This is a genomic window from Runella sp. R5_40, from assembly GCF_057652295.1.
This window is the reverse complement of sequence record NZ_JBYFCH010000022.1, coordinates 26,037-52,125: the sequence shown is the minus strand read 5'-3', so window position 1 is coordinate 52,125 and position 26,089 is coordinate 26,037. Positions and strand designations below refer to the sequence as shown.

At 44.9% G+C, this 26,089-nt stretch carries 24 protein-coding genes; 9 read left to right on the top strand and 15 right to left on the bottom strand.

Features of this window, described 5'->3' with window-relative positions:
- Positions 1–328 precede the first annotated feature (328 nt).
- The 4 genes from AC23N5_RS25915 (at position 329) to AC23N5_RS25900 (ending at position 3,321) form a co-directional block, all read left to right on the top strand.
- On the top strand, positions 329–889 hold the full coding sequence (locus AC23N5_RS25915) for a TetR/AcrR family transcriptional regulator (RefSeq protein ID WP_487757767.1): 561 nt from the start codon (positions 329–331) through the stop codon (positions 887–889).
- 35 nt (positions 890–924) lie between these two features.
- Positions 925–1,833: an alpha/beta hydrolase family protein gene (locus tag AC23N5_RS25910; RefSeq protein ID WP_487757766.1), complete on the top strand. Its 909-nt coding sequence runs from the start codon at positions 925–927 to the stop codon at positions 1,831–1,833.
- Between the two features lie 20 nt (positions 1,834–1,853).
- Positions 1,854–2,387, top strand: coding sequence for a DinB family protein (locus AC23N5_RS25905; RefSeq protein WP_487757765.1), 534 nt, complete (start codon positions 1,854–1,856; stop codon positions 2,385–2,387).
- Between the two features lie 331 nt (positions 2,388–2,718).
- The gene (locus AC23N5_RS25900) at positions 2,719–3,321 is read left to right on the top strand and encodes a T9SS type A sorting domain-containing protein (RefSeq protein ID WP_487757764.1); all 603 of its coding nucleotides are present in this window, start codon (positions 2,719–2,721) and stop codon (positions 3,319–3,321) included.
- Between the two features lie 103 nt (positions 3,322–3,424).
- On the opposite strand, the gene AC23N5_RS25895 is transcribed toward AC23N5_RS25900, so the two are convergent.
- The 3 genes from AC23N5_RS25895 to AC23N5_RS25885 form a co-directional block, all read right to left on the bottom strand.
- The gene (locus AC23N5_RS25895; RefSeq protein ID WP_183978685.1) at positions 3,425–3,763 is read right to left on the bottom strand and encodes a phage holin family protein; all 339 of its coding nucleotides are present in this window, start codon (positions 3,761–3,763) and stop codon (positions 3,425–3,427) included.
- Positions 3,764–3,884: 121 nt separating this feature from the next.
- Positions 3,885–5,699: an ABC transporter ATP-binding protein gene (locus tag AC23N5_RS25890; RefSeq protein ID WP_487757763.1), complete on the bottom strand. Its 1,815-nt coding sequence runs from the start codon at positions 5,697–5,699 to the stop codon at positions 3,885–3,887.
- A gap of 64 nt (positions 5,700–5,763) precedes the next feature.
- Complete coding sequence (locus tag AC23N5_RS25885; protein WP_487757762.1) at positions 5,764–6,747, bottom strand: gliding motility protein GldB-related protein; 984 nt, start codon at positions 6,745–6,747, stop codon at positions 5,764–5,766.
- A gap of 195 nt (positions 6,748–6,942) precedes the next feature.
- On the opposite strand from AC23N5_RS25885, the gene AC23N5_RS25880 reads away from it, so the two are divergent.
- Both AC23N5_RS25880 and AC23N5_RS25875 read left to right on the top strand, forming a co-directional pair.
- The gene (locus AC23N5_RS25880) at positions 6,943–8,232 is read left to right on the top strand and encodes a type IX secretion system plug protein (RefSeq protein WP_487757761.1); all 1,290 of its coding nucleotides are present in this window, start codon (positions 6,943–6,945) and stop codon (positions 8,230–8,232) included.
- Between the two features lie 66 nt (positions 8,233–8,298).
- Positions 8,299–8,931, top strand: a complete 633-nt coding sequence (locus AC23N5_RS25875) for a LysE family translocator (RefSeq protein ID WP_487757760.1) — start codon at positions 8,299–8,301, stop codon at positions 8,929–8,931.
- Between the two features lies 1 nt (position 8,932).
- Here AC23N5_RS25875 and AC23N5_RS25870 read toward each other — a convergent pair whose 3' ends face one another.
- The 6 genes from AC23N5_RS25870 to serA form a co-directional block, all read right to left on the bottom strand.
- Entirely contained in the window at positions 8,933–9,259 is a 327-nt protein-coding gene (locus AC23N5_RS25870) for a nucleotide pyrophosphohydrolase (RefSeq protein WP_122929734.1), read from the bottom strand.
- A 44-nt stretch (positions 9,260–9,303) separates the two neighbouring features.
- Positions 9,304–9,840, bottom strand: a complete 537-nt coding sequence (gene pyrR / locus AC23N5_RS25865) for a bifunctional pyr operon transcriptional regulator/uracil phosphoribosyltransferase PyrR (protein WP_028522211.1) — start codon at positions 9,838–9,840, stop codon at positions 9,304–9,306.
- A gap of 93 nt (positions 9,841–9,933) precedes the next feature.
- Positions 9,934–12,024: an NAD-dependent DNA ligase LigA gene (ligA, locus tag AC23N5_RS25860; RefSeq protein ID WP_487757759.1), complete on the bottom strand. Its 2,091-nt coding sequence runs from the start codon at positions 12,022–12,024 to the stop codon at positions 9,934–9,936.
- 68 nt (positions 12,025–12,092) lie between these two features.
- Positions 12,093–12,707, bottom strand: coding sequence for a cytochrome c oxidase subunit 3 (locus tag AC23N5_RS25855; RefSeq protein ID WP_487757758.1), 615 nt, complete (start codon positions 12,705–12,707; stop codon positions 12,093–12,095).
- Between the two features lie 31 nt (positions 12,708–12,738).
- Positions 12,739–13,548, bottom strand: coding sequence for a 4-(cytidine 5'-diphospho)-2-C-methyl-D-erythritol kinase (ispE, locus tag AC23N5_RS25850; protein WP_487757757.1), 810 nt, complete (start codon positions 13,546–13,548; stop codon positions 12,739–12,741).
- 59 nt (positions 13,549–13,607) lie between these two features.
- Complete coding sequence (gene serA / locus AC23N5_RS25845; protein WP_487757756.1) at positions 13,608–15,512, bottom strand: phosphoglycerate dehydrogenase; 1,905 nt, start codon at positions 15,510–15,512, stop codon at positions 13,608–13,610.
- A gap of 155 nt (positions 15,513–15,667) precedes the next feature.
- Between serA and AC23N5_RS25840 the strand changes: the two genes are divergently transcribed.
- The gene (locus AC23N5_RS25840) at positions 15,668–16,882 is read left to right on the top strand and encodes an exonuclease SbcCD subunit D C-terminal domain-containing protein (RefSeq protein ID WP_487757755.1); all 1,215 of its coding nucleotides are present in this window, start codon (positions 15,668–15,670) and stop codon (positions 16,880–16,882) included.
- Between the two features lie 8 nt (positions 16,883–16,890).
- Positions 16,891–19,932 carry an AAA family ATPase gene (locus AC23N5_RS25835; RefSeq protein ID WP_487757754.1) on the top strand — a complete coding sequence of 1,014 codons (3,042 nt, stop codon included), beginning with the start codon at positions 16,891–16,893 and terminating at the stop codon, positions 19,930–19,932.
- 6 nt (positions 19,933–19,938) lie between these two features.
- Here AC23N5_RS25835 and AC23N5_RS25830 read toward each other — a convergent pair whose 3' ends face one another.
- The 6 genes from AC23N5_RS25830 to AC23N5_RS25805 form a co-directional block, all read right to left on the bottom strand.
- Entirely contained in the window at positions 19,939–20,403 is a 465-nt protein-coding gene (locus tag AC23N5_RS25830; RefSeq protein ID WP_487757753.1) for a YchJ family protein, read from the bottom strand.
- Between the two features lie 322 nt (positions 20,404–20,725).
- On the bottom strand, positions 20,726–21,865 hold the full coding sequence (gene lepB, locus AC23N5_RS25825) for a signal peptidase I (protein ID WP_487757752.1): 1,140 nt from the start codon (positions 21,863–21,865) through the stop codon (positions 20,726–20,728).
- 28 nt (positions 21,866–21,893) lie between these two features.
- Entirely contained in the window at positions 21,894–22,610 is a 717-nt protein-coding gene (gene dapB, locus AC23N5_RS25820) for a 4-hydroxy-tetrahydrodipicolinate reductase (protein ID WP_487757751.1), read from the bottom strand.
- A gap of 24 nt (positions 22,611–22,634) precedes the next feature.
- Positions 22,635–23,333, bottom strand: a complete 699-nt coding sequence (locus AC23N5_RS25815; RefSeq protein WP_183978714.1) for a DUF5683 domain-containing protein — start codon at positions 23,331–23,333, stop codon at positions 22,635–22,637.
- Entirely contained in the window at positions 23,330–24,247 is a 918-nt protein-coding gene (locus AC23N5_RS25810) for a ParB/RepB/Spo0J family partition protein (protein ID WP_183978716.1), read from the bottom strand. The genes AC23N5_RS25815 and AC23N5_RS25810 overlap by 4 nt, the downstream gene beginning before the upstream one ends.
- A gap of 68 nt (positions 24,248–24,315) precedes the next feature.
- A complete protein-coding gene (locus AC23N5_RS25805) occupies positions 24,316–25,119 on the bottom strand; it encodes a ParA family protein (protein ID WP_028522222.1) in 804 nt (267 codons plus the stop codon).
- Between the two features lie 295 nt (positions 25,120–25,414).
- On the opposite strand from AC23N5_RS25805, the gene AC23N5_RS25800 reads away from it, so the two are divergent.
- Positions 25,415–26,053, top strand: coding sequence for a 3-keto-disaccharide hydrolase (locus AC23N5_RS25800; RefSeq protein WP_183978718.1), 639 nt, complete (start codon positions 25,415–25,417; stop codon positions 26,051–26,053).
- The last annotated feature ends 36 nt before the right edge of the window (positions 26,054–26,089 follow it).

The following is a 26,089-nucleotide window of genomic DNA, read 5'->3' as shown; positions in this document are numbered from 1 at the left end:
CTAAAATTTTACCAAACGTTCGTTTGGTAAAATAGATTTGTTTTTTCACCTTTGCACACCGCCCGGTCAGACGATAGCCAGACCGAAAGTACGATTGCAAGAAGTATCTGTCTGACTGTCGTCTGACAGAGTCGTAGTACCTCACCACCCTGGTCAGACGATAGTCAGACCGAAAGTACGATTGCAAGAAGTATCTGTCTGACTGTCGTCTGACAGAGTCGTAGTACCTCACCACCCTGGTCAGACGATAGTCAGACCGAAAGTACGATTGCAAGAAGTATCTGTCTGACTGTCGTCTGACAGAGTTGGTACCTATAAACAACCTCAAATGCCCGTTCAGAAAGTCACCAAAGTAGAAGTTGTAAAACAAGCCCTGTTTTTGTTCAAAAAACAAGGGTACCATCGTACGAGTATGTCTGACCTTGCGGCGGCTTGTGGGCTGCTAAAAGGGAGTTTTTATCATTATTTTAGCAGTAAAGATGCTTTAATGCTGGAAGTTCTTGAAACAGTCCATCAGTATTTTGCCACAAGGGTTTTTTCTATTGCCTACGACGAAACATTCCCGCCCCGAGAACGCCTTGAAAAAATGATTGCGAAACAAATTTATGTTGCAGCAAGCACAGAGGGCGGCTGTTTGATGGGAAATATGGCGATAGAAACGGCCCTAGTTACACAAGAATTTTTGCCAAAAATGCGGGAGTTTTTTGAAGAGTACCTACATGCATTGGCGCATTTATATAGTTCCAAATTTGAACCAACGATTGCCCAAAAGTTGGCCGAACAGGCCATCGTTGAATACGAAGGAGCGTGGATTATGGTGAAATTGACCCAAAATAACCAGTTTTTACACGATGTGCATCAACGCGCCCTTGAGCGATTTGACGCCTAAAATTATTACTTACAACCTATACAGCTTTATTGAAAATGAAAGAAATAGCACTCACGATACCGACAGCCGATGGCTTTGACTTATCGGCCATTCTTTATGAGTACTCAGGTCAGCCCAAAGGTGTAGTACAGTTTAATATAGGCACAGGGATGCGGAAAGAGTTTTACGGCAATTTGGCACGCTTCATTGCCGAACAAGGATTCATCGTGTGCTTATGGGAATACCGAGGCATGGGCTGGTCAAGGCCAGCGGATAAGGAGGTTTTTTCGACCATCAGGATGCAAGATTGGGCCAAAGATATGAGCGAAGTTTTGACTTTTTTGGAACAACGTTATCCCGATTGGCCCAAATTCATGATTGGCCATAGCATCGGAGGGCAATTGCTAGGCTTGATGCCTAATCATGGTATTTTAAAAGGAGTGGTATTGCTAACGAGTTCGACGGGTACGTGGTGGCGTCAGACCTTTCCCTACCGACTGAAAGCCTATTTTTTCTTTAATATATTGTCGCCGCTGACTGCGCCTTACGTGGGGTACTTGCCAGCAAAGCGAATGAATATCATGGAAGACCTGCCCAAGGGCTTGATTATGGAATGGCGTTTGTGGTGTAATTCCGAAAATTACCTCTTTGATTTTCTAGACAAAACCATTCCGCAACATTACTATGATAAAGTAAGGCTACCGATAAAATCGTATTGGGCTACAGACGACCCCATTGCTAATGCACATACAGTTCCTGCCTTATTGCGCCATTTTCGGAATGCGGATATTATGAATGAAGCCCTTCGACCTAAAGACTACCGTGTAAAGCGCTTGGGGCATTTTGGCCTATTTTCGAGAAAATTCAAGGATACGATTTGGAAAAAAGTGGCTCAAGACTTGGAAGCGATGGCTTCCAAAAATCATCATTATAATAATCCAGCACTTCGAAGAGTCAATTTGTAAACAATAAAACAACACATTTTATGAACAAAACAGAATTGAAAGGACTGCTCCAAGAGCGAGTCCAAGGGGTTGTTGTGTTTTCAGAAAACCAAACATCCGAAGTTTTTTATGCCAAACCCGCCGCTGATGTATGGTCGGTGGCTGAGAATGTTCAGCACCTGATTTTATCGGTGCAGCCATTGGCGCGGCTTTTTGGCGCACCCAAGTCCTATTTTATTGAGAAATGGGGAAAAGCACCTCATTCGTCGAGAGCGTACGAACAGATGGTCGGGATTTACGATGCGGCGTTGGGGGGAGGAGGAGTAGCAACGGGAGCGTTTGTTCCATTGACTATGGCAGCCTCAAAGGAACAACTGCTCGCGGAGTTTGTACAAATACACCAAATGCTGTTACAATGGGTGGAAGCCAACTGGACGGAAGAAGAGCTGGACGAGTACCCGATTCCACACCCACTTTTGGGGCTAATTACTGCCCGAGAAATGTTGTATTTTACCGCTTATCACCTCCTTCATCATCATCAAATTATGCAAAAAAGGGCAGTACAAGTAGCTTGAAAAAGTAGCCCTAAAAGCGAATTTGTACATTTTTGATAGCAAAAAGGATTATTAAATGTAGTACTTTTCCTATTTTCATTGTACTATTTAAAGAACTTTTCATTTTTATCAAAAATTTATTTGTACTGAACTAAGTAGGGTTTGAATTTTTCAGTCAAGAAGAAAGAGTGTTTGTACTATTCTAAGAAAAGGTTGAAACCCAAGATATGAATTTATCAAGAGGGTGTTTTTGACCTATTTTTTTGTAAATCAAAATCTTACACCTTTGCATTGTCAAAGCGAAGTCACCGCGACTGAGCGGCACAAGATGGTACAAAAACTATAACACACTATGAAAAAGATCACAATGCTTTCGACAGTATTTGCAGCTATGATGCTTGCAACCGCAGGAACTGCTTCGGCAGAAACTCACCTCCTTACCAAAGATGTAAAATTGGTAAAGCGTGACACCAAGAAGGTTGAAGTAAAAATCAACCAACCTAATGTAGGCGTACTTGATGTAGTAATTAAAGATATAGACGGCGTAGTTGTTCACGAAGGAATCTTTGAAGTGAACGAAGGCGTCTCAACTCAATTGAACCTTAACGCACTTCCAAACGGTGAGTACGTTATGAGTTGCTCTAACAACAATTTCTGGTCGGCACAAACACTTTCTATCAAAAATGGCAGTGTTGAAATCGACGAGAATAGCTACAAAGAAGCGGTTCTTCCAAAAGTAGAAGCGATTGGAGTTAATCGTTTTGAAGTATCAACTTCTAACAAAAACGTAGCAGACATGAGCGTAGCCATCACAGACTTGGCTGGAACACCAATTTATAACAGTTATTTGTCAGCAGGTAGCCGTTTTAACTTGAGCCACTTGCCAGCAGGTGAATACGCTTTTGAATTTACAGTGGCTGATAAGTCTTTCAAAAAATTCGTGAAAGTGAAATAAGCCAACAGTTGCAATGACTTCTCAAACAAACAGACTATAACCACATCATCTTGCGATTTTGCGACACCCGTCGGCGGAGAACCCGCCGACGGTTTTTTTATGGTTAGTCCAAAAACCAACCTGCAATCCATTGGGTCAATGACAAGCCAATGCTAAACAGCAATGCGGCGATGGCACTCGAAACACTAAAACCATCGACCAAATAAGCGCAAAGGTAAACAAGGGCAATATTGATGATAAAATAAAAGAGCCCAAGCGTTAGAATGGTGATAGGGATAGACAAAAACTGTAGAACTGGCTTTACGAAGGTGTTGAGGAGTCCCATCACAATGGCGACAATCACGGACGTGGTGAGGGTGTCCACGTAAAATCCTTGTAAAACACGGCTCGATACAATCACCACAACGGTGCTGATAATGAGGCGAATAATTAGGCTGGTCATTGGTTTTGAGGTTTTTGGTTAGAAAAGTTGATTGTAAACAAAGGTCAGGATACTCATATCCTGACCTTTGTTTATCAGGTTGTAACGTGGGTCAGGTTGTGAGCAACCTGACCCACGTTTATTAAGAAACTGCAAGGTTAGCCGAATCGAACTGCAACTTGATGAGGTTGGCGTAAAGGCCCTCTTCGTTGAGAGCAAGCTCGTCGTGCGTACCTGATTCCAAAATAGTGCCGTCTTTGATGACATAAATGCAGTCAACGTTGCGAACCGTCGCCAAACGGTGTGCAATGATAATCGTCGTGCGGTTTTGCATCAGCCCGTCGAGTGCTTCTTGTACCAATTTTTCCGATTCAGCATCAAGCGAACTGGTTGCTTCGTCCAAAATCAAGATTTTAGGGTCTTTCAAAATTGCGCGTGCGATGGCAATGCGCTGACGTTGTCCACCCGAAAGTTTTATACCACGTTCGCCTACAACCGTTTCCAATCCTTCGGGGAAAGAAGTGATAAAGTCTAAGGCGTTGGCTTTGCGGGCTGCCTCGCGGACTTCTTCTTCGGTGGCGTTGGGTTTTCCGTAGGCAATGTTTTCACGAATAGTGCCGCCAAATAGCATCACTTCCTGCGGAACGACGGCGATGTTTTGGCGATAAGCCGTGATGTCAAGTCCTTGAATATCTTGCCCATCGACCAGCACATTTCCGCTAACGGGCTGATAATAACGCATCAATAACTGCACAATCGTTGACTTTCCAGCCCCACTGTAGCCCACCAGCGCAATTTTACGACCTGCGGCCACCTCAAGCGAAATATCTTTCAACACCGTTACGTCGGGACGAGTGGGGTAGGTGAATTTAACGTTTTGGAAAGAAATCGTGCCGTTAATCGGAGCAACTGCTTTGGGTGATTCTATTTCGACTTCGGAGGTTTCGTCCAAAATCTCCAAAAGACGCTCCGAAGCCCCAAGGGTTTTTTGGATTTGGGCGTACATATCTCCCAAACCACCAATTGACCCACCAATAAACATGGTGTAGAAAATGAAAGTCATTAGCTCAGAAAAGGGCATTTCGCCGCTTTGTACGAGGGAGGCACCGTACCAAACCACACCGATGATGCCGCCAAACAACGCAAAAATGATAAACGAAACGAAGCCGCCACGGAAGCGTCCTGCTTTGAGTGCTGCTACGACTACATTGTCGAGGGCTTTGCCATAGCGCTGCACCTCAAGGCGTTCGTTGGTAAAGGCTTTGACAACGTTGACAGATTGAAGCGTTTCTTCCACAATGACGTTGGCGGCGGCCAATTCATCTTGGGCTTTCTTAGAAAGTTTGCGAATAAAACGCCCAAACACCATCGCAATCACAATGGCTACGGGGAAAGTAGCCAACATAAAAATGGTCAATTTCCACGAAATGAAACAAATGATGCCAATACCCACAACCACCGTAGCGAGCGAACGGAACAGTTCCGCAAGGGTAAACGAAAGAACATCTTGCAACGATTGTACGTCGGACGTAATGCGGCTCATTAGCTCGCCCACGCGCCGCTGTTCAAAGAAAGTAACAGGCAATGAAATGATTTTGCTATACACCGTACGACGAATATCGGCCATGCTTTTTTCGCTGACAATCGAAAAGAAGAAGATGCGACCAAATGAAAATAGTGCTTGCAAAACCAAAATTCCAACGAGTGATAAAACGACTTCGTTGATGGTGTACGACGATTTTCCTTCAATCACCGCCGTTATTTCCCCAATTAGTTTTGGGAAAAGTAAGTTGGTGGTTAAGGATAAAAACAAGAATAAAATGCCGACGATAAAGGTGCTTCGATAGGGAAGAATGAATCGAAATATCTTTAGTGTTTTTTGGAGGCTCTCTTTGGTGAGTTTACGTTTTTTATCTTCGGGCGACAACTCGGTGCCCGTTCCTCTGCCTTTAGCCATTGGTATGAATGAATAGTGAGTTAAATAAAGGATAATCTGATGACAAAGGTAATCACAACTTGGTTCATTCTTCGTCCTTTTGCCCTTTGTAATTTGCCTCTTCAAAAATCTGCCGAACGTTGGTGTTCGCCATCAATTCGGTCAGCGTAGTGTTTGATTTTTTGTGCAAATATTCTCCCACAATGCGCCACCCTACCCAACGGGCAATGCCACCTGGGCAGTATTGACTGATTTCGGGGGTAGCGGGGCGCTCGCTTATGAAGCGCTCTTTTTCGGCGTCGCGGGTTTGGTACAAAAGTTGGCGGTCTAAAAAATAAGCCCAAATGTCTTGTTGAGACGCATATACATCGGTAAGTTGTTCGCCCGAATAGCCAATGATGAGACTATCTGGTGTTTCGGGAGATACCTGTTTGACAAACTCAAATCCTTTCCCATACCAAATCATATCGGCCAAGAGCGTTTTGTCTTCGTTAGGCACTTTGTTGTATTTCTGAGAAATGAAGAACAAAATACCTGGGGCGATGTATTCTTTTTGGTAACGACGAAGTTGATAATCAAAAAGTTGTGGACGGTATTTGGCTTTTGGCCCACCAAAATAATCCAGCCCAATGACAATAATGCTGTCGGAAACGTACAAGTCGGTACCCATAAAACCCGTGATGGTTGTCACGATTTCGGGGGCTTTAAAATCGGGATAGGAAGCTTTGATTTGCCCAAAAGCTTGTTGAAGTTGGGTTTGTAAAAACGTCAAGTCCGCAAACTGCGTTTGAAGTTCTTGGCTAAACTGTTGTAAGTCGCGATTGGAAATATTTTGGTACAACTGATTGGTAATCATTGAGTCAGCTACACCCGATGGTAAGCCAAAGTAATCTCTTAAAATGAGGTTTTTCTGTAGTAACAATGATAAATCGGCGGGGGATTTTGCCGCAAAAATTTCTTTTTCGAGGCGACGAATGCCAATTGGCACTTCTTGGGGTTTTTGTTCGCAGGCACTAAAACCGAGCCCAAAAGCAATAAGAACGAGGAATGAATAAATAGCTGCTTTCATTGAAAATTTTGATAACGTACTTTAAACGTAGAAGCGGCCTAAAAAAGTTTGAAGGAAGGCTAGAAAACCACTTTTGGCGTTTTGAGTGTCGGAGATGCTAGGCCGTTTGCGCCCCAAATTGTGGTTCGGGGCAAGTATTTTCGGTAGATTTCCGTTAGTTTTACCAGACAATCATTGAACAATACTTTTTCTCTCATGGCCAGATATTTGATAACATTGATGTGTTGGGGATGGATGTGTAGCGCCTTGGCTCAGAAACTACCACCGATTCAGTACGAAGACCGTACGAACGAAATCACGATTAAAACGGTAGCGATTTACCCCGCGCCCAACAACATCCAAGACCCTGCCCGCACCACTTATTCGCCCGTCGTCAATGTTGAAAGTACGAATCCATTGATTGTAGAATTTGATGACCTCAAAGCACGCTATCGGACGTTGAGGTACCGTATTTTTCATTGCAATGCCGATTGGACGTCGTCGGGCTTGAATGACATTGAGTTTACGTACGAATACAACGACTACCCGATTAATACTTATCAGGCGTCGTTCAATACCAAAATCCCGTATTACCATTACACTTTTGAAGTACCGAGGTTAAAACTTTCGGGGAATTATGTGGTGGCCGTTTACGAAGATTCGCGGCCTGCCAAAGTCATATTTACGCGTCGATTTATGGTGTATCAATCGAAGGTAAGTGTGTTTGCCCAAGTTCGGATGTCGTCGGGGATAGCAGAACAGCGCACACATCAGCAGATTGATTTTGATGTTGATTACCGTGGCTATGAAATTCTTTCTCCGCAAGATGACCTTAAAATTGTGATTCGTCAAAACTACCGTTGGAACAAAATGATTACGAATTTGCGCCCAACCAACGTTCGTATTTTTGACCAAAAACTGGAATATCGTCCGTTCGATTTGTCCAATAATATGTTGGGAGGCAATGAGTTTCGTTGGTTCGATACCCGCATTTCGCGCGGGGTAGGTATGAGTGTGGACGATATTCAACAATTGCCTGACCAGACCATAGCACACCTTCGGGTTGACCAATCGCGGGTTGGTGGAGGAGCAACTTTTCAGGCGCAAGATTTTAATGGTCAATACATAGTGTTGAACCGTGATGCAGCCAATAGTACCAATGAGGCCGATTACATCAATACGGTTTTTACGCTTCAAAGTCCACAATATCCCAATGCCCAAGTATATGTCGGAGGGGCTTACAATGTATGGCAATTAGAAGATGCCAATCGGATGACCTACAATGCGACCAAAAATGTCTATGAAGCCAGTATTTTGATTAAACAAGGAATTGTGAATTACTATTATTTGGCGGTTGGGGCCGATGGAAAAATCAACGATACGGCCTTTGAGGGAAGTTATTCGAGTACCTCCAACGATTACGAAATATTTATCTATCATCGCCCACCCGCTGCCCGCGCTGATCAATTGATTGGTTATCGTTTGGTTGAATTTGGTCGGCGATAGATAACCTCCCGAAAGTTTTAAAACTTTCGGGAGGTTAGAATCTTTCGGGAAGATAAAAGTATATATATGATTGACTACCAAGAATTTATCGTATTTGCCTTCGCGACGTTAATGTTGAACCTAACGCCAGGTTCGGACATGATTTACGTCGCTACCCGAAGCACATCGCAAGGGACAAAAGCAGGAATTGTTTCGGCTTTGGGGATTGCGGGAGGGTGCGTAGTCCACACATTGGCTGCCGTATTGGGGCTGTCGGTCTTGATTGCCGAATCAGCATTGGCGTTCAATGTCGTGAAGTACTTGGGTGTGGCTTATCTATGTTATTTGGGAATCATGTCGCTCAAATCGACGAGCAGTTTATCAACCGAGGGAAAAGTGGAAAACATTCCTTTGAAAAAACTGTTCTGGCAAGGCGTTTATACTAATGTTTTGAACCCCAAAGTAGCCTTATTTTTCTTGGCTTTTTTGCCCCAATTTTCCGACCCACATTCGCCCGATTTCAAATGGCAAGTGCTGGGTTTAGGGATTTGGTTTAACTTTTCGGGAACCGTCGTCAATTGTTTGGTGGCGGTATTGTTCGGAAAAGCAGGTTCGTATTTAAACCAATTGCCCAATTTCGCTCGTATTCAAAACAAAGTTACGGGCGTGATGATGCTCGGGCTTGGGGCGTATTTGGCATTGGCCAAACGCAGTCAATAAGCTACTTTAGCTTCTCGTTTTCGTGGTGGCGCGTCGCGTCGCGTTTGGTTTTTTTGTCCAAATTTTTCTGAAAAGCCTCGGTCAAATCGACGCCAGTTTGGTTGGCCAAGCACATGAGCACCCACAAAACATCGGCCATTTCATCGGCCAAATTTTTCTCTAAATCGGATTTTTTGAACGATTGGTCACCGTAGGTACGAGCCATAATGCGGGCTAATTCTCCCACCTCTTCGGTCAAAATGGTCATGTTGGTCAATTCGCTAAAATAGCGTACCCCGTAGGTTTTAATCCACGTATCTACTTCTTGTTGTGCTTGTTCTAAAGTCATGGGAATGACGAATGTTGGAATGAATCGAATGACGAATGAGTGACCTAATCAACCAACCAAATGCGGTCGGCGTCGTAGCCTTGTTCTTTCCATTCAACCAGTACACGCTGAGAATCAAGGGTGTTGACTTTCATGCCTGTGTAATCGGGTTCAACGGGGATTTCGCGGTTGTACTGGCGGTCGATGAGAACCAAAAGCTCCACTTTGCGGGGGCGACCGAAGGCTTGCATGGCGTCGAGCGCAGCGCGAACCATCCGACCCGTGGCAAGCACATCGTCAATCAAAATCACTTTTTTGCCTTCAATAACGAAATTGATTTTGGTGGCATTGGCTTTTAAGGGTTCACGGCGACGAAAATCATCGCGGTAAAACGTAGCGTCCAAATACCCAAGTGGAATGTTTGAACCCGTGATTTGGCGAAGTTCGTGGGCAACTCGTTCGGCAAAATAAATACCACGAGGCTGTAGTCCCAACAAGACAGAATCCGAAAAATCTTGGTGGTTTTCGAGCAGCTGTTGACACAGCCGACTGATCATGATTTCGAGCAAAGGGCTGCTCAGAATAAGGCGATTTTGATTCATCAGATAAAAGGCAGACTGATAAGACTCATTTAACCCCAGCCTTTAGGCTGGGGAAATCAATAGCTTTTGTACAAATATAGAAATAACCCACCGTTACTCGCCCAACATTTCCAAAAACTCCGTTTCTGAAATCATTTTGACGCCCAATTTTGTGGCTTTATCGAGTTTGGAGGCACCTGCTTTTTCACCGACAATCAGGAAGTTAAGTTTTCCCGAAACCCCGCTGACAAGTTTTCCACCGTTTGCTTCAATCTTGTTTTCGAGTTGCTCGCGGCTCATGCTGGCAAACGTGCCTGAATATAAGAACGTTTTCCCTTCGAGGGTATTTGATTCCATTACGACAGGAAGGTCGTCGGTTTCCATTTTGAGACCTGCGGCACGGAGACGCTCGATGTAGGCACGGTTTTGGTCGTCGGCAAAGTATTCTATCAAACTTTGGGCAATTTTTTCACCGATTTCGGGTACGTTACGCAGAGCTTCCAAGTCAGCATTCATCAGTGCGTCGATGTTTTTGAAATACGCAGCCAGTTTTTCGGCCACCGTAGCACCAACAAAACGAATTCCGATGGCAAACAAAACTTGCTTGAACGAAACTTGTTTTGATTGTTCAATTCCCTTTAAAATATTTTCTACGGTCTTTTCCTTAAACCCAATGCGCTTGGTTTTTCCCGTTTCTTCGTCGGTGATGACTTTTTCTAAACCAAACAGTTTTTCGTAGGTAAGGTCATACAAATCGGCGGGGGTTTGAAGGAGTCCTTTGTCGAACAATAACTCAATTTTTCCTTCGCCCAAACTGTCCAAATTCATGGCTTTACGGTGAATAAAATGCTCGATTTTACCACGGATTTGGGGAGGGCAACCACGGTCGTTGGGGCAATAGTGGTTGGCTTCGCCTTCCTTGCGAATGAGCGGTGTAGCGCATTCGGGGCAGTGCGTAGGGTATTGGATGGGCGTGAGCGAGCGAGAGGCTCGTGCTGCGGTGTCCACGCCCGTAATTTTTGGAATGATTTCTCCGCCTTTTTCCACAAAAACCACATCGTTGAGCATCAGCCCAAGGCGTTCGATTTCGTTGGCATTGTGCAAAGAAGCACGTTTCACGCGGGTGCCCGATAGCCAAAGCCCTTTGCCGTCTTCGTTGATATTATCCAAGTTAGCCACGGGCGTCAAAGCCCCTGTTCGCCCGACTTGGTACGAAACAAAACGCAAAACACCTGGCTTGTTTTCGGCTTTGTATTTGTACGCAATCGCCCAGCGCGGACTTTTGGCCGTAAAGCCTAATTCACGTTGTTGGGCGAGCGAATTTACTTTGACAACAATCCCGTCCGTGGCCAAAGGAAGCGTATGGCGTTTTTCTTCCCATTGGTGAATGTAGGCCAAAACGTCGTCGATGGTAGCGCATTTTTCCCACGAAGGCGACACGTTGAATCCCCACGCTTTGAGGGCTTCGAGGCTCTCGGAATGGGTTTCAAACACGTTTTCGTCGCTCAAAAAATAATAGACATAGCAGTCTAATCCCCGACGAGCTGACTCCGCAGAATCTTGAAGTTTGAACGCACCCGATGCCGCATTGCGGGGGTTGGCGTAGGTTTGTTCGTCAGCCTCTTCGAGCTCTTTGTTGAGTTTTTCAAAGGATGAAATAGGCATAAAACCTTCCCCACGGACTTCAAACGCAAGGGGCAAGGGGCGAAGGGCAAAGTTGGACTTCGACTCTTGTACCTTCAACGGCATTGTTTTGATGGTTCGAACGTTGGCTGTGATGTCATCACCGCGAACACCGTCGCCACGGGTTACACCTCGCACTAGTACGCCATTTTCGTAGGTCATACTGAGCGAAATTCCGTCGAACTTTAATTCACAAACGTACTCAAAATCAGCACCATTGAGCCCTTTTCTTACCCGCTCGTCAAAGTCGCGAAGGTCTTGCTCGTTGTACGTATTTCCCAACGAAAGCATGGGGTAGCGATGCTCAACCGCCGCAAAATTTTTGGTGATAGTCCCTCCTACGCGTTGGGTGGGAGAATCGGGGCGTTTGAGGTCGGGATATTGATTTTCGAGCGAAGCAAGCTCCTCCAGAAGTTGGTCAAACTCGTAATCGCTGATTTCAGAAACGCTATCTTGGTAATAGCGATGGTTATAAAAATTGAGGCGTTCGGTCAGTTCGTTAATGCGGTCGGCTACAGACATGGCTATGAGAATGTTTGCAATGGGATAGGCCGCGAAGTTAGAGAATCTAAACCAAAAAGCCTACCTTCTTACCATCCGTGGTGGTACAACAAAAAGCCGAATACGTACAGCCAAAGCACATCCACAAAGTGCCAATAAATGGTAATGAGTTTGATCTTAAGCTGATTGGGAGGATTGACACTAAAGACAAAAGCGTCCACGTAGCTGTGGTTTTTGATGGATTGATACACCGCCCATGCCAACACCGCAACTCCGATGAGAATGTGTAAAATATGAATGCCAGAAAGAAGGTAAATAAACCCAACGGATGGATTATTGACGGTTGAAATGCCCGCCTGAATAAGCTGCGTCCAGCCCAAGAATTGTAAAATAACAAACAAGATTCCTAGACCAAGGGTGGCACCAATGAAAGAACGAAACTTCGGGAATTGGTCTTTTTGTAAGGCAAGATTAGCGCCGTGCAGGGTAAAACTACTGGCAATAATAACACAGGTACTAACCCAAAAAAGCGAAGGAAGGGGTACATCTGTCCAATGGACGCCCACTGATTTTCGCATGACATACACCCCCAACAAAATCGTAAATAGAAGCATACTTCCACCGAGTCCCAGCCAAAGCATAAAATTGAAAGGTTCACGGCGTTTGGTGAAACGATTTTCTTTTACGGTGGACGCTTTTGCCATGGTGTTTAATGGGTCAAGTAAAAGTCAAAAATCAAGTAAGCTCTCCATTCCAAACGGTGTAAGGGCTAAAAATGTTCTGTAAATCGGGTACTTTCTCAAAAATTCCAAATACGGTCGAACCCGAGCCTGTCATGCTGGCGTACAAAGCACCTACTTCGTACAATTGGGCTTTTATTTGAGGTAAAACGGGGTATTTTTGAAAGAGACCGTTCTCAAAATCATTCTTTACCCAATGACGCCATTCTTCGATGGGGCGTTGCAATGCTTCGCGCAAATCTACCTCTGTTTTTTGGGGAACCACACCCGCGTAGGCTTCGGCGGTGGAAATGTGGAGGTTGGGATAGACCAAAACAATGCCTTTGCCTTTGAGTGAAAGCGAAATGTCTTCAAATTGGTCGCCTTTTTCAAAACAAAACTGAGGTTGGTTTTCGATAAAAAAAGCACAGTCACTCCCCAAACGTCGGGCGTAATTTTGGAGGGCGTCCGTAGAAAGCGCTAGTTTGAAGGTATCGTTGAGGAGTTTCAACACAAAAGCCGCATCCGAAGACCCACCGCCCATTCCCGCACCAATGGGGGCGATTTTGAGCAAGTGCATGGCCACTGGCGGCAAATCAAAATCAGCCTTCAGCAATTCGTAGGCTTTTACACAGAGATTTTTGGCGGGGTCGCCTGGGATATCAATGCCTGAAGAACTAAAGCTAAATTCAGGGGCGGGAATAATTTCAACGACATCCGACCAACCCACGGGGTAAAAACAAGAAGCAATGTTGTGAAAGCCGTCGGGGCGTTTTTCGGTGATTTGAAGCCCGATATTGATTTTGGCGTTGGCAAAAGCGACCATACAATTGGAAGAAAAACTTCCCGAAAGTCTAGACTTTCGGGAAGTTAGGAGAAGTCTATTTAGTATAACATCCGAAACTTAATCGTTTCTTCTACGTTCTTAATTTCGTCAATGAACCCATCTTCGTAGCTTCGTTCTACGTCCATGATGACGTAGCCGATTTGCTCGTTGGTTTTGAGGTATTGACCCGTAATGTTAACATTGTATTTGGCAAAAATGTTGTTGAGTTTGGCCAAAATACCTGGTACATTTTTGTGAATGTGCAATAAACGGTGCGAGCCTTTGAGGAGCGGAAGTTGCACCTCAGGGAAGTTTACGCTGCCTGTTGTGCTACCGTTATTGATGTATTCGAGTAATCGTTCAGGAACGTAGTGACCAATCCCTTCTTGGGCTTCTTCGGTACTCCCCCCAATGTGCGGAGTCAGAATCACGTTGGGCAGCCCACGAAGTTCACTTTCAAAAGGTTCGTTGTTGGTTTTGGGTTCATACGGGAATACGTCAACCCCAGCGCCCCATACTTTGCCGCTTTTGAGGGCTTCGACTAGCGCTTCGACTTCCACTACGTGACCACGGGCAAGGTTCAAGAATACCACACCATCTTTCATTAGCTCAAACTCGCGTTTGCCGATGACGTTTTTGTTGTCTTTCCGACCGTCGATGTGCATACTTACCACGTCGGCAATGCGCAAAAGGTCGTCCAACGACTTGAGTTTTTTGGCATTTCCGATGGGCATTTTGTCAACGACATCGTAGAAATACACCTCCATGCCGAGGGCTTCACCGATGACCGAAAGCTGCGTTCCGATGTGGCCATAGCCAACGAGACCCAGTTTTTTGCCACGAACTTCAAAGCTATTGTTGGCCGATTTGTCCCATTTGCCTTCGTGCATTCCGTTGCTTTTGGTGACCACGTTACGAATGAGCATAATCATTTCGCCCACGGCCAATTCGACCACCGAACGCGTGTTGCTGTAAGGGGCATTGAAAACGGCAACTCCTTTTTCGGTAGCAGCTTTGAGGTCAATTTGGTTGGTCCCGATGCAAAAAGCACCGATGGCGATCAAACGCGGTGCATTTTCAAGAACGCGGCGCGTAACGTTTGTTTTGGAACGAATGCCCAAAATAGTAACGTCCTTGATTTTTTCAATCAATTCGTCCTCGTCCAAAGCACCTTTCAAAAACTCTACGTTAAAACCTTGTTCCTCAAATGCTTGACGAGCTACGGGGTGAACGTTTTCGAGTAAAAGAATCTTGATGCGGCTTTTTGGATATGATTGTGAACGAGGTAAATTGTTCAAGAACAAAAACTCATCCAACGACGGTACGACGTGGTCAGCGACGCTTGTTACTTTGGTCCGCTCCACGTTTTCGGTGAAGGCATAAAAACGACTTGCTACGCCCGCTTCGCGGAGTTCGTAATCGGTATAGCCATCGCCAATGACGCAAACATCGCCAGGAAGCGCCAGCGATTCGAGCAATTTTACTTTTCCTTTATCTTGCGACAACACGTTTTCGTCGTCCACGCCAATGATGTTGTCATCGGCGTCAAAACGGAACGTATTGGCATACACATTTTCTTCTTTGAGCCCTAATTCGGTAACGATAGGGACAATAAACTCCTTAAAACCACTCGAAACGATAAGAATAGAGTCGGAATAGTCGCGGAGGAACGCTCGGTTGCGAGCAAACGAATCTGACACTTTGGTACGCAAAAAATCAACCAGTGCTTCGACGTGGCTGCGATTTGCTTGAAGAAGCGAAATACGCTGGCGCAAACCTTCCGCAAACGACAGTTCGCCGTTCATGGCGGCATCGGTCAAATCACGGATTTGTTGAACTACTTTTTCGCGGTTGGGATTGCCCGCGAGGGCAATGTTAGCCAATTCGTCCAGACCTTCGACTTGCGTAAACGTGCTGTCGAAATCAATGACGTAATAGGTTTGTTCAATCGTGTTGGTGAGCATTCTGCAAAAATTTATTGAAATTGTATCGGCGGGTGCTGAAACGAATTTATGTTTCAGCACACAAATTTACCGTTCCTTTTTGGCATTTTTGCAAACTTGTCAAAAAATGGAAGGTTCTTTTAGAACTTTGTCAATACACTGGCAGAAAAAAATCCATGAAAATACTTCATACCGCCGATTGGCACTTAGGCAAACAACTGCATAAATATAGCCTTGAAGAAGAACAAAGCTTGTTTTTGAACTGGTTAGTGGCGCTGATTAAAGAACGAGAAATTGATGTGTTATTGGTTTCGGGTGATGTTTTTGATACCGCAAACCCTTCTAACCAAGCCTTGACTCAGTATTATGGTTTTCTCAAACAATTGGTCGGCACGGGCTGCCATGTGGTGGTAACGGGGGGGAACCACGATTCGCCTGGCGTCCTGAATGCTCCGCGTGAATTGCTGCGTTTTTTGGACATAAAAGTCATTGGAAATGCGCAAGACCCGATTGAGGAAGAACTCGTGCACCTTGTTCTTCCAAGGGGAGAGGTGGTGATTGCGGCAGTTCCGTACTTGCGCGATGCCGATTTACGAAAATCGGTCGTGGGTGAAGGATACGACGACCGTTTGTTGGCGTTGCGTCAGGGGATTCGAGGGCATTACGAACAGCTCGCTCAGTTGTGTGCCGAGCGTTATCCCGCCAAATGTGCGATTGCGATGGGGCATTTGTACGTCAACGGTGCGTCGGTGAGTGAAAGTGAGCGCGACATCCACGTGATTGGGGGAGAAGCGGCATTTTCGGCGGAGTATTTTCCTGCGGGATTTGATTACATCGCCTTGGGACACATTCACAAACCGCAACGCATTGCCAATTCGGACGTGATTCGGTATTCAGGCTCGCCGATTCCGTTGAGTTTTAGCGAAAGAGACGACCGAAAATACGTGCTAGAACTTGCTCTCAAGGACAATAAAATTCAGACCATTGAGCCGATTTCGGTGCCCATTTTTCGAGAATTGCGTTGCTTTACGGGAAATTTGGAGGAAGTCGAAGCCGCACTCAATGCATACGAAGTGACTACTCCTTTGCCACCTTACGTAGAAATCCACGTGACAGAACCCTATGCTGACCCGCAAAAAGAGGTGTATTTCGGTTATCTGATTCGAGAGTTTGAGGCGGCTCCTTTCAAAATAATCAAGCCTCGCCTGTCTTTCACTAACCGAACCCAAGGTGCCGACGAGCTTTATTTAACGGGTACGTCAATTCAAGATTTATCGCCCAATGAGGTGTTTCAAAAACGCTTAACGGCTGAAAATCTGGACGAGGAAACCCAACAACTTTTGGCCGAAGCTTTTGAAGAACTGTGGCGTGAAGTGGCCGAGCAAAACTGATTTTATTTATGAAAATTCTTCGACTTAGATTCAAAAATATCAATTCGTTTTACGGCGAACATCCTTGTATTGATTTTACTACCAATCCGTTAGCGATTTCTGGCTTGTTTATCATTTCAGGCCCAACGGGAGCAGGAAAGTCAACGTTGTTGGACGTTATCACGCTGGCGTTGTACAATGAAATTCCGCGTTTTGGTAGTATTTCAAAAACAGAAATTGAAAAATTAGGCTCTATCGTCAACCTCAAAGCGGCCGAAGAGCCTAGGGCCGAAGCCTATGCAGAGGTAGAATACGAGGTTAAAGGTGGGCAATACCGTTCGCGTTGGAGTATTTCGCGAAACCGCAACGACAAATGGAACAATTATCAAATGGAAATCGCCGAACTTCCTTCTGGTAATTTGTTGGATATTAAAGGGTTGTCGCAGTTTCCAAAAAAGAATGAAGAACTCATTGGACTGACTTACGAGCAGTTTGTGAAGTCAATCGTGTTGGCACAGGGGAGTTTTGCCGAGTTCTTACGCGCCAAAGCCCACGACCGTTCTAAATTATTGGAAGATATTACTGGGCAACGGATTTATCGTCAACTCGGGGCTGCGTCGTATTTGAAAGATAAACTCTTTAAAGAACAACTTGAACTCAAAGAAAAGGAGTTGAAGCTGGTTTCGATGCTCACCGAAGAGGAGGTAGTACAGCTTCAGCAAACCAAAATCACGACTGAAACGCATCAGGTTCAGGCGGAGAAAGACGTGCAGTTTTGGGAAAAAGAAAAGTCGGTACTGGAGCGTTGTTATGGCCTTCAACAAAAATTGGAGAAAGTTGCAAAAGAGGTTCAAGTTCTTGAAAATGAGCAAGAAACTTTTAAACCAGACGCTTTTAGACTTCTCCAACACGAGCAAATTAGCGAGTGGGCGGGAGAATTGGCGACTTTACAATCTCAGCAAACGCAGTTGAAAGGGCTTGAGGAACGTCGAAAATCGCTTCAAACGCAAATGGAAGCGCAGACAACTATCATCGAAACGACGCATCAACAAATTACTAATTTGGTGCAAAAATCAGTTCCGAAAGAGCGTTTGTTGGCAGAGTTGAACGTTTTTGAAGGCGAAATCCTACAACTCGATACGGAAATTGAAAAACTTAACGCTGAAATCCGACCTGTTTTTACGGCGATAAAACAAGAAGTTTCCATAACCAATCACCCTTGGCTTAGAACACTTTCGATTGAAAAGTTAGACGAAGCGTATGCCCTTCTCCAGCAGAAAAAACAAGAAATACAGCAAGAGGTTGCGCGCTTTCGGGCAGATTTTGACGCAGAAAAAGAGCTTGCTCAATTAGTAACTCGTCAAAACGCTTTGATGGAACTAAAAGCCACCTTGACACGAAGAAACGAATGGTATGCCCAAGGACTTGATGCTAAAAAAGCGCTGGAAGAATCGACGGCAAAAGTGAACGAACGGAAACCTCAATGGGCAGCACTTCAGCAAAAAATGACTGAAATGGAGGCCAAATTGAAAGTTCTTCAAGCGCAGAAGGAAAAAGAACAGCAAAAATTTAACCTCGAAGACCTTCGCAACGCCCTGCAAAATGGGGAGGAATGCCCGTTGTGTGGTTCGACTCATCACCCCTACGTCCATGCCTACGTGAATGCACTTTCTAAAGTGCAAATGGAGTTAGATTTGCTCGAAAAGGAGAAAAAAGAGCTAGATGCTTCCATGCAAAAAGTAGGAGCAGAGTTAAACCAAGCGCAGGGGTCAATGACAAAAGTGTCCGAAAATTTGGTCAAGATTCGTGAGGAGTACCGAAAAGCAAAAGAAGAAGGTGAAAAAACGTTGGCGACGTTGGGATTGGCATTGGATTGGACCCTGGAGCAATTGACTCAAGAGCAAAAGCAACTAAATGACTTACAAGAACAAATTACTAAGTGGCAGAAAGTCAGTGATATGAATGCCGTGATAGGTAAGTTGCTGGGGCAATATGAAATGCTTTTTGAGCTTCGGGTACGAAAGTCGGCGAAGGAATTGGAAAAACAGCAGCGTTATGCTGGAAAGGACATTCGTGCCGAAAGTCAATCATTACGGAATGCGTTGACCAATGCGGAAACAACTTGGCAGATAGCTCAAAAACAAAAAATTGAAACTGAAAATGGCATTGACGTTGAGCGGGAGAAAGTAAAGCATCTGACCAGTGTGTTATCAACTCATTTAGCTGCTAAAGGCATTGAAAGTATCGAAAAGGCCAATGAACTTTTACTGCCCATCCTAGAGGTTGAAAAATTGCGAACCAAACGCAAAGTCCTAGAAAATCGCGAAAAAGAGCTGCTAATCAATCGTAAGACTTGGGAAGAGCAATTGTTGGAAACGGCCCAACTTCGCCAAGCCGAGTTGCCGCTGGAAGACGTTGATTTTAAATTGAAAATCAGTCGAAGTTTGCGGGACCAGTATTTCCGAGAGGTGTCGGAAATTGGGGCTAAATTATCAAACCACCAAGCCCAACAGGCCAAATTTTCAACCCTACAAACGGAGCTTGAACAACTACGGAAGGAACGAAAAAAATGGGATTTGCTCAATCGCTACATTGGTGACCGCGAAGGAAATAAGTTTAGCAATTTTGCCCAAAACTTAACGCTGTCTAACCTAATTGGGCTCGCAAATCAGCGATTAAGGCACTTATCTGACCGCTATATTTTAGATAAACCAAAAGAAGAAACCGAGAGCCTTTTTGTGATTGATACCTACCAAGGCAATGCCCAGCGGGCTGTCAATACGTTGTCAGGTGGTGAAACTTTCACCCTTAGTTTAGCCCTCGCCCTGGCTCTTTCTGATTTGGCTTCGCAAAACGTAAGCATCGAAAGTTTGTTTATTGACGAAGGCTTCGGAACCCTCGACCCCGATTCACTCGACATGGCCTTGAGTATGTTGGAACGCTTACAGTCGGAGAGTGAAAAAACAATTGGGATTATTTCGCACGTAGAAGCATTGAAAGAGCGCATTGGGACGCAGATTCGCCTCTTCAAAAATGGGAATGGGCAAAGTACGATGGAAATTGTGGGGTGATAATCATCAAGCCCCACAGCATTTTTTATATTTTTTCCCGCTGCCACAAGGGCAATTATCATTACGATTGATGGCAATAGTTTTTCCTGAAAGATAAAACCACTGATTGTGTTCTTTCACAAAGAGCGAGTGTTCGTAATGCACTCGACTCTTTGTGTTTTCGTCGATATACAACGCTTGGAAAATTACTTCTCCTTGCGTATCGAGCGCCGAACCTTTGGCAGTTGAGATAATTTTTAACCCTTTCCACTGCGACTCTTTGGCCCATTGCTCGATCGAGGCTTTATCAAACTGAGCACGTTTGCTCAAATGAGTGGTCGCAATCAGGTAATCGCTGGCGACGACGCAGTATGCCGAATAGCGTGATTTCATCAGCTCCAAGGCAGTGGTAGCGGGACGTTTTCCTGCTATAATGCTCCTACAGCATTCGTCGAAGGGAAGAGAGGCGCCACAGAAACAGGTTGTTGTCATTTTTAGCTAAGAGTTTTAGAAATGTATATAGGGTTTTGAGAAACCCTGCGTTTGGATATGAGTATCCAAACGCACGAGTGTGCGTATCCAAACACACGTTTATGAGTACCCAAACACACGAGTGTGCCCGCGGTTACTGATAACCGCGGTTGAGGTTTCTCAAAACCTCGATTACGGAACAGGGTTTTGAGAAACCCTGCGTTTGGATATGAGTATCCAAACACACGTTTATGAGTATCCAAACGCACGTGTGTGAGTACCCAAACGCACAAAAAAGCGGCTCTGAGCCGCTTTTTTGTGCTATTATTATTGCCAAAAAGGGCTAGTCAATCAATCTAAACAGACGATTCCAGCGGATTTTGGTTAAGATAGACTTTGGATTTGGGTCTATCGACATCCAAATGAAGACCGCTTTTCCAACTATGTGGTCGGCAGGAACAAAGCCCCAAAAACGCGAGTCCGCTGATTCGTAGCGGTTGTCGCCCATCATGAAGTAATAGTCCTGCTTGAAGGTATAACTCGTAATCGCTTTTCCGTCAATGCTGACTTTACCTTTATCAAGCACTACTTTCTCGGGGTCGTTGTGGTCAAAGTACTTAATCACGTACCCATATTTAGTGACGTTGGCCGAATCAAGTTGAATAGTTAACCCCCCTTTAGGCACTTGCATAGGTCCCCAAAAATCAGGATTTTGCTTCGCAGCGGCTGGGAAAAGTCCCATTTCAGGAGCAGAGGCAGCATACTGACTAACGTGTGTCACAGAGCGGATAAAGCTGTGTTTTTTCAAATCGTCCACAGTTTGGGGTGTGGTACGGATTTGATACACAAAATGGTTAGGTTTGGCCGTATCACCAGGAAACGTACCATAATCCCGAATATCTTCATTTTCAAAAAAACGATCATCCAGCAAATCACTTGATTCCAAACGGTACATCAACTGAGCTTGCGGAGGCGTTTCTCCTTCTTTACCATTGATATAAACCAACCCATTTTTAACTTCTACCACGTCGCCTGCTACTGCAATACAACGTTTGATGAAGTTGGTACGCAAGTCAACGGGGAAATTTTTATAACCTCCATTTCCAACGAGCGGGTCTTCAAACGGTTCTTCTGGGTCGCCAGGATAGTTGAAAACAACCACATCGTTGCGTTTGACCGATGTGAAGCTTGGAAGGCGAAACATCGGGAGTTGAATTAAAGTAGAAAACGAGGGAATATTGGTTCCCCAAATGGTTTGGTGTGTAAGCGGTACTTGGAGTGGCGTACCGGGCGTCCGCGCTCCGTAGTGGAGTTTACTTACAAACAAAAAGTCGCCAATGAGCAGGCTTTTTTCCATGGATGACGACGGAATGGTGTACGCTTCCAATAGTAACCAACGAATGAGGGTAGCTGCTACTACAGCAAAAACGACCGAGTCGAGCCATTCTCTAAGGGCCGATTTTTTAGGTTTGGGTTGAGACATAAAAACAATTCTTATTGTAAACAAAAAACTATTCTCCTAGCAGCTCATCCATGCCAAACACGCCTTCGCGGGGAGCCAGCCATTCGGCCGCAACGACCGCGCCGAGGGCAAACCCTTGGCGATTGTGGGCGGTGTGTTTGATTTCGATGCTATCTACTTCAGAATCGTAGCGAATAATATGAGTACCAGGAACCTCTCCTTCGCGCAAAGATAGAATGGGGATTTGATTTTCGGTGCCCTCTTCGGTATTTACCCATTCCGTTTTGTTGGAAAGCTGTTGAATTAAGCCTTCTGCCAACGTGATGGCCGTTCCACTTGGGGCATCCAACTTATGAATATGGTGGATTTCGGTGGTGTGCACCGAATACTGCGAATAGGGAGCGATAAGTTTGGCTAACTGCTTGTTGAGGCGGAAAAACAAATTAACCCCGATGCTGTAATTTGACGCGTAGAAAAATGCCGCTTTGTTTTCGATGCACAGTTGCTCAATTTCGGGGCGATGGTGCAGCCAGCCTGTGGTTCCACATACGGTTGGCAAGCCTTTACTCATGCACCATTTAAGGTTTTCGTAGGCCGCTTCGGGGGCACTAAATTCGATGACGGCATCCACGTTGTCGCGACTAAATGTCTCTAGTTCGTGGCGGTTAGAGATGTCAATTTTTCCAACTACTTGGTGGCCACGGTTCAGGACGATTTGTTCAATCACTTTGCCCATTTTACCGTAACCTAAAAGAAGAATATTCATAATTTATGTTTTGCAATGCGTAATTTATTTGATAGGAACGACAACTTTTACCCCATATACTTGGCCCGTAAAAGAGTTGTTGTAAGTATCAGGCTCAAACCGAAAAGACAAATCTTCCGACATATCAAACGTTTTGAGGTGAGCCGACACGTTGGCTTCCACGGCTGCCAGCGCCCAAACACCCACTACCAACAAAAAATTGAGGTCCCGATAGCGGCGGTAAAAATCTTTCCCTTGGGTAATACGGTCAAGGGTGAGGGTACGTGTTTGGTTTTGGCTTCGCAAAAACACCTCCGCTTCCGTTCGCAGCTGTTTACCCGTGGTTAGATCATAGCTAAAGTAATACGGCCACAAAAAATCTTGGTAACGAATATGATAAAACCGTATAAAATAAACAACGGCTCCTAAGCCTCCATATACAAAAGGCATTTTCCAATATTGGCGGTTGTATGCTTGCCCCAGCCCAGGAAACATCAATGAATAGTAGGCGGCTTTGCGCGGACTATGTTTCTTTAAAGCAGCGTCGTTCAATGAACTTTTGGCAAGACTGCTTTTGCTCACTTTTTTATTTTTGAGCGAATCCAGTACCGTCGAATCAGCGGCCAAGGAGGATACTGCCTTTGATAGACGCTTTTGCAGGGAGTCTGTTGCTGTTTGTTGCGCCTTCACCACCATTACTCCCGACCATAGCCACAAACTGAAAAAAATCCCTAGTGTTCTCAAGGTTCAAACTTTAAAACGTCTAAAATACGATCCAATTCTTCTTGGGAGGTAAATGGAATTTTAATTTCACCTTTTTGTTTGTCATCGGTTTTGATAGAAACCTTTGAACCAAAAAACGATGAAAGTTTAAATTGCAAGGAGCGCAGTTCTTGTTTCAACAGAGTCGGCTTGCGGTCTTTGTTGGTATCGTCGGGGTCGAGTTTAAGTGCCTGAACGGCTTCCTCTACTTTCCGGACAGACCAAGCTTCTTCAATCGTTTTACGGAATATTTTGAGCTGTGTCTCAGGGTTTTCGATGTTGATAATCGCCCGTGCGTGCCCCATCGTGATTTGGTCGTCGCGCAAGGCGGCTTGAATCAACGGGGGAAGTTTGAGCAAACGAATGTAGTTGTTGACCGTCGTGCGATTTTTACCTACTCGTTCTCCGAGTTCTTCTTGTTTCAGTCCACAATCCGAAATCAGGCGCTGATAACTGAGGGCAATTTCGATGGCGTTTAGGTTTTCGCGCTGAATGTTTTCAATCAATGCCATTTCCAACATCTGTTGGTCATTGGCCGTACGAACGTAAGTCGGGATGTGGGTAAGTCCAGCAAGTTTGGATGCTTGTAAACGCCGTTCTCCCGAAATCAATTGATAGCGATCCTTCCCGATTTGTCGTACCGTAATCGGTTGAATAATTCCCTGAATACGAATCGATTCCGCCAATTCATTGAGCGCTTCTTCATCGAATCGGGTACGAGGTTGATAGGGATTTGTTTCAATGTGATCGACCGAAACTTCGTTCATCATGCTCACACCTTCGTGAGGCAACGGGCTTGAAGAACGATTGACGTTGTCGCTGTCTTGGAGTAAAGCACCCAAACCACGACCAAGTCCTGTCATTTTTTTGGGTGCAGCTTTTCCGACATTTTCCATGTGCTAGAATTGTATGTTTTTAGATAGATTTTTGGGAAAAATCTACTGTGTATTCAAATTGGTGTCAATTACAGCGCTCTACGGCTGGTAGGTTCGTCTTGCTCTAGCAAGCCGTTTTTGTTCAAAACCTCACGAGCAAGGTTTAAGTAACTAATCGCTCCTTTACTGTCCGAATCCTGCGCAATGGTAGGTACACCATAACTTGGCGACTCACTCAAACGGATATTGCGTGGAATGATGGTGTTGAAAACCATGTGCTTAAAGTGAGCAGTAACTTCATTTACTACCTGATTGGATAGACGCACCCGCATGTCGTACATGGTCAACAAAATCCCCTCAATCGTCAAACTTGTATTCAAACGAGTCTGGATGATTTTGATGGTATTCAGGAGTTTGCCTAAACCTTCAAGGGCAAAGTACTCGCATTGTACGGGGACAATCACCGAGTCAGCCGCCGTAAGGCTGTTGATGGTAATTAAACCCAACGAAGGCGAACAGTCGATGATGATAAAGTCGTACTCTTCTTTGATGGGCCATAAGGCCTCTTTCATTTTTTCTTCCCGACTTTTGAGATTAATCATCTCAATTTCAGCCCCTACGAGGTCGATGTGCGAGGGCAACAAGTATAGGTTTTCAAAGTTGGTTTCCACAATGGCTTGTTGTGGTATGACTCCCTCTACCATACACTCATAGATACTGTACTCAATCTCTTTGGGGTTGAAGCCCAAACCTGACGTAGAGTTGGCCTGTGGGTCGGCATCTACAATCAGCGTTTTGAAATCTAATACAGCCAAACTCGCTGCCAAGTTGATGGCTGTGGTGGTTTTGCCAACTCCACCTTTTTGGTTGGCTATTGCTATGATTTTTCCCATTGTTATTAGGTTTACCGCCTTCAAATATCCGTCTTTATTCCCAATAACCCAAACTGTTCCACGTAAAAAATGTTAAATGTTTCACGGTTTGGTACTTTTCGACCAAGTTTTAAACTAAAAACAAGGCAAAACCTGCGCAGTAGGCAGGTGCTAGGAGGGGCATAGGCATGTTATGAAATAATGAAATTTTGGTTTGGGGCATGGAGATCTGTGGGTTAGCCTAAAAGTAGAAATAAGCAAACGCGACTTTAGTTCAAGTATATACGCGACACATAGGCTTAACCATTCATAACCAATGAAGTACTTATTGATTTTGTCGGCGGCGGCGACTGTGACATTGGCCGCTTTTTCGGGAGATACACACCGTAAGCCTGAGCGGATTTTTGACGGCAAAAGTTTTAAAGGCTGGGAAGGCGATACCCTAAAAACGTGGCGAATTGAGCAGGGGGCGTTGGTGGGTGGTTCTTTGCAAACAAAGGTGCCAAACAATGATTTTTTATGTACAAAACGGAGTTATTCTGACTTTGTTTTAAAGGCTAAATTTAAACTGGTGGGCACAGAAGGATTCATCAATTCGGGGGTGCAGTTTCGGAGTAAACGACTCACCAATCCGTCGTATGAAATGGAAGGATACCAAGCTGATTTGGGTGATAAATATTGGGGAAGCCTGTACGATGAATCGCGGCGGAATAAAACGCTGGCTGGAAAACCCGCCGAGGAAGTGGCTAAATTGCTCAAACCTAACGACTGGAACGATTACGAAATTAGAGCGGATAAACGCCATATCGTACTTAAAATCAATGGAGTAACGACCGTGGATTATACCGAACCTGATACTAATATTCCGCAGTCGGGTCTCATTGGCCTTCAAATTCACGGAGGAGGAAAGGCGCTGGTTTATTTTAAAGACATCTTTATCGAAGAACTGAAATAGGGACGTGTGAGAGGCAAAAATTGCAAAGGGCAAGTT